This is a genomic window from Actinophytocola sp. (assembly GCF_035762905.1).
Taxonomy (GTDB): Bacteria; Actinomycetota; Actinomycetes; order Mycobacteriales; family Pseudonocardiaceae; genus DASYTH01.
The window spans coordinates 1-3955 of record NZ_DASUCC010000047.1 but is presented as its reverse complement, the minus strand read 5'-3'; the positions used below and the strand labels follow the sequence as shown (position 1 = coordinate 3955).

The window sequence follows — 3955 nt, the reverse complement described above, 5'->3', positions numbered from 1 at the left end:
GGCCTCGATCGGATCCCCCAACCTCGTCCCAGTCCCATGCGCCTCAACCACATCCACATCACCCCCCCGCAACCGAGCATTCGCCAACGCCGCCTCAATCACCCGCCGCTGCGCCAACCCGTTCGGCGCGGTCACACCGTTCGACGCCCCATCCTGATTCACCGCCGAACCACGGATCACCGCCCAGATCCGACGCCCGTTGCGCCGCGCGTCGGACAACCGCTCCAACACCACAACCCCGACACCCTCGGCAAACCCGGTGCCATCCGCCGCCTCAGCAAACGCCTTACACCGCCCATCCACCGACAAACCCCGCTGCCGAGAGAACTCCCGGAACACCTGCGGCGTCGCAATGACGGTGACGCCACCGGCGAGGGCAAGGCCGCATTCGCCCTGCCGCAGCGACTGCACCGCTTGGTGCACCGTCACCAGTGACGACGAGCACGCGGTGTCGGTCGACACCGCCGGGCCCTCCAGACCCAGCACATAGGACACGCGACCGGACGCCACGCTCAACAGGGATCCGGTCTGCGCGTAGCCCGAGATGGTCTCGGGAGTGAAGAAGTGGTTGCCGTACCCGAAGTACGCCAGGCCGGCGAAGACGCCGGTGTTGCTGCCGCGCAGGCTCTGCGGGTCGATCCCGGCTCGTTCAAGGGACTCCCACGCGGTCTCGAGGAGCAACCGCTGCTGCGGGTCGGCGGCCAGCGCCTCGCGCGGGTTGATCCCGAAGAACTCCGCGTCGAAATCACCCGCGTCGTACAGGAACCCGCCCGAGCGCGTGTAACAGGTACCCGGCCGGTCCGGGTCCGGGTCGTACAGGCCCGCCAGATCCCAGTTGCGGTCCTGCGGGAAGTCCGACACGACGTCCGCGCCGGTCCGCACCAGCTCCCACAGCGCCTCCGGGGACGTCGCCCCACCCGGGAACCGGCAGGCGACCCCTACCACCGCGATGGGTTCGGCAGCGGCCTCGGTCAGCTCCTGCAGGCGCTTGCGGGTTTCGAGCAGCTCGATCGATGTCCGCTTGAGGTAGTCGAGAACCTCGGCGTCCTTGTCGTTCGTCATCGCTTTTCTCCTAGCCGAGCTCTTTGTCGAGTAGCGCGAGAAGTTCTCCCGCCGAGGCCGAACTGATCTGGTCGACGATGCCGACAGGTGATCCCGCGCCCGCCAGCGAACGGATCCGCCCCTGCAGCTCGCCGAGCAGAGTGGAGATGGTGGCCTTGTCCTCCTGCGCGAGTTCGAGGAACGCCTCCTCGAGGCGGGTGCCGAGCTCTTCGATCTCCCTGGTCAGGTGATCCGCCGGAGTTTCCGGGTCAGCAAGGGAATCGGGAGCGATCAGCGCGAACAGGGTCTGCGCCAGGGCAGTGGGGTTCGGGTGGTCGAACACGAGCGTGGCGGGCAGCTTGACGCCGGTCACCTCCGCCAGCTTGTTCCGCAGCTCCACCGCCATGAGCGAGTCGAAGCCCAGGTCCTTGAAGGCCACGCCGGGACGGATCCGGCCGCTGTCGGCGTGGCCGAGGGCGGTCGCGGCCTGCGCCCGAACGGCCTCGAGCAGCACCGCCTCCGCGTCGGCCCGCGGCAGCGACCTGATCTCCTGCGCGAGTCCGACCGCCCGGCTCCCCGGGCCGCCGGCACCGGCAGGCGTCCCGATCAGACCGCGCAGGAGCGGCGACACCGGGCGGGCGGCATGCGGCGCGTCGGTTGCCGCGAGGGTCAGTCGCGCGGGCACCAGCACCGGCTCGTCCAGCGACATGGCCGCGTCGAACAGGGCAAGCCCCTGTCGCGACGCCATCGGCAGCACGCCCTGCCGTTGCAGGCGCACGACGTCCGCGTCGCCGATGTCGGCGAGCTCACTGCGTTGCGCCCACAGTCCCCAGCACAGCGAGCTGGCCGGCAACCCCTCGGCCCGACGGGCTTCCGCGAGACCGTTGAGGAACGCGTTGGCCGCCGCGTAGTTGGCCTGCCCCGCCGTCCCGAGCACGCTCGCGATCGAGGAGTACAGCACGAACACGGCCAGGTCCAGGTGCTTGGTCAGCTCGTGCAGGTACCAGGCACCGCGCACCTTCGGCGCGAGGACCGAGTCCACGCGGTCCTCGGTCAACGCCTCGACGACCCCGTCGTCCAGCACGCCGGCGCAGTGGATCACCGCCGTCAACGGGTGCTCGGGCGGCACCGCGGCGATCAGTTCGGCGACGGAGTCACGGCTCGTGACATCGCAGGCCACGACCTCGACCTGCGCCCCCGCCTCGGTCAGCTCCGCCAGCAACGCCGCCGCCGCCGGAGCCGACGGCCCTCGCCTGCTGGTCAGCAGCAGCCGCCGCACCCCGTGCCGCGCCACCAGGTGTCGGGCCAGCATCGCCCCAAGGCCGCTGGTACCGCCCGTGATCAGCGCCGTTCCGGACCCGAGCGCGGGCACGTCCTGCTCCCCGCCGCGGGCGTGGGCCAGCTGCGGGGTGGTCACGACGCCGGCTCGGATCTTGAGCTGGGCTGCTCCGGTTTCGGCCGCCGCCGGGAGGCACGCCCACGAGCCGGGCGCCTCGTCGGTGTCCACGAGCGTGAACCGGCCCGGGTGCTCGGACTGCGCGGTGCGCACGAATCCCCAGATCGCGGCCGCCGCGGGGTCGGTGTGCGGAACCTGGTCGTCGTGGATCGCCGCCCGCGTCACGATGACCAGGCGTGCGTCGGCGAACCGGTCATCGGAGAGCCAGGCCCGCGTCCATCGCAGCACCCGGTGCAGGTTCCGCTCGACGGCGGCGGGCAGGTCACCGTCGTCCGGGCTCGTCCGATCGAGGCCGGCGATGACGACCGGGGGGATCGCCGCACCGGAAGCGGCGAGTTCTTCGGGGTCGGCGAAGACCGCGCGCCGACCGGTGGCCCCACCGGATGAGACCGAGAGGGGGACCCAGTCCACCTGGAACAACGAGTCCCGGTGGTCGAAGCTCAGCTCGGTCAGCTTCTCGACATCCGCGGCCCGAAAGGTCAGCGATGCGACGCTGCCGACCGGTGCTCCGTGCTGGTCCGCGATGGTCACGGTCAGCGCTTTCTCCCCCGCGGGCGCGAGCCGGACGCGCAGCGCGGTCGGCGCGGCGGAGCCCATCCGGATGCCCGTACAGCGAAACGGCAGCCAGGCTTCGGATCCGGACTCGTCGCCGAGCCGTCCCAGGCCGATCGGGAGCAACGCGGCCTGGAGCAACGCCGGGTGGAGGTGAAACCGGTCCCGGCCGGCGCCGTCGACCGCGGGAAGCTCCACCTCCGCGAACAGAACGTCGTCGCGGCGCCACACCTGCCGCAGGCCGCGAAACAGGGGCCCGTAGCCGAACCCGAGGGCGGACAACCTGGTGTACTCGTCCTCGCCGAAGGGCACGCTGGCCGCGCCCGCGGGCGGCCACGAACCGAGGCTTTCCTCCGCACGGCTTCCTCCGGTGTCGGACCCGACAACCCCGACGGCGTTCCGCGTCCACTCGGGTTCGCCCGCGCCCCGGGAGTACACGCTGATCTCACGCTTGCCGTCGAGCACGACGCGGAGCTCGCGATCGGCCGTCCGGGACAGCACCAGTGGTGTCTCCAGGGTGAGCTCTTCGACGACGTCGCATCCCCCCTTGTTCGCCGCCCACACCGCAAGCTCCAGCAGCACCGCGGCCGGCACAAGCACGGCGCCATGGACCACATGGTCGGCGAGCCACGGGTGGCGCTCCAGCGACAGGCGCCCGCTGCCCGCCACGCCACCGTTCTCCGCGTCGCCGGGCAGATCGATCACGGCATCGAGCAGCGGGTGGTCCGACGTGCTCTCGGTGGCCGTCTCGTAGGGAGTGTTCAGCCAGTAGCGCTGTCGTTGGAAGGCGTAGGTGGGCAGGTCGATGGGTTGGCGGGTGCCGAATTGGGTGTGCCAGTCGATGGTGGCGCCGTGGGTGTGGAGGTGGGCCAGGGCGGTGGCCAGTGCCTGGGCCGGGGCGCGGTT

2 protein-coding genes are annotated in these 3955 nt (G+C 71.2%); both read right to left on the bottom strand.

Annotated features, from left to right (window positions below; all coding sequences use genetic code 11):
* The coding region (locus tag VFV67_RS09525) for a beta-ketoacyl synthase N-terminal-like domain-containing protein (protein WP_326468863.1) at positions 1-1062 on the bottom strand (1062 nt) is incomplete at its 3' end.
* Positions 1063-1072: 10 nt separating this feature from the next.
* The coding region (locus VFV67_RS09520) for a type I polyketide synthase (RefSeq protein WP_326468861.1) at positions 1073-3955 on the bottom strand (2883 nt) is incomplete at its 5' end.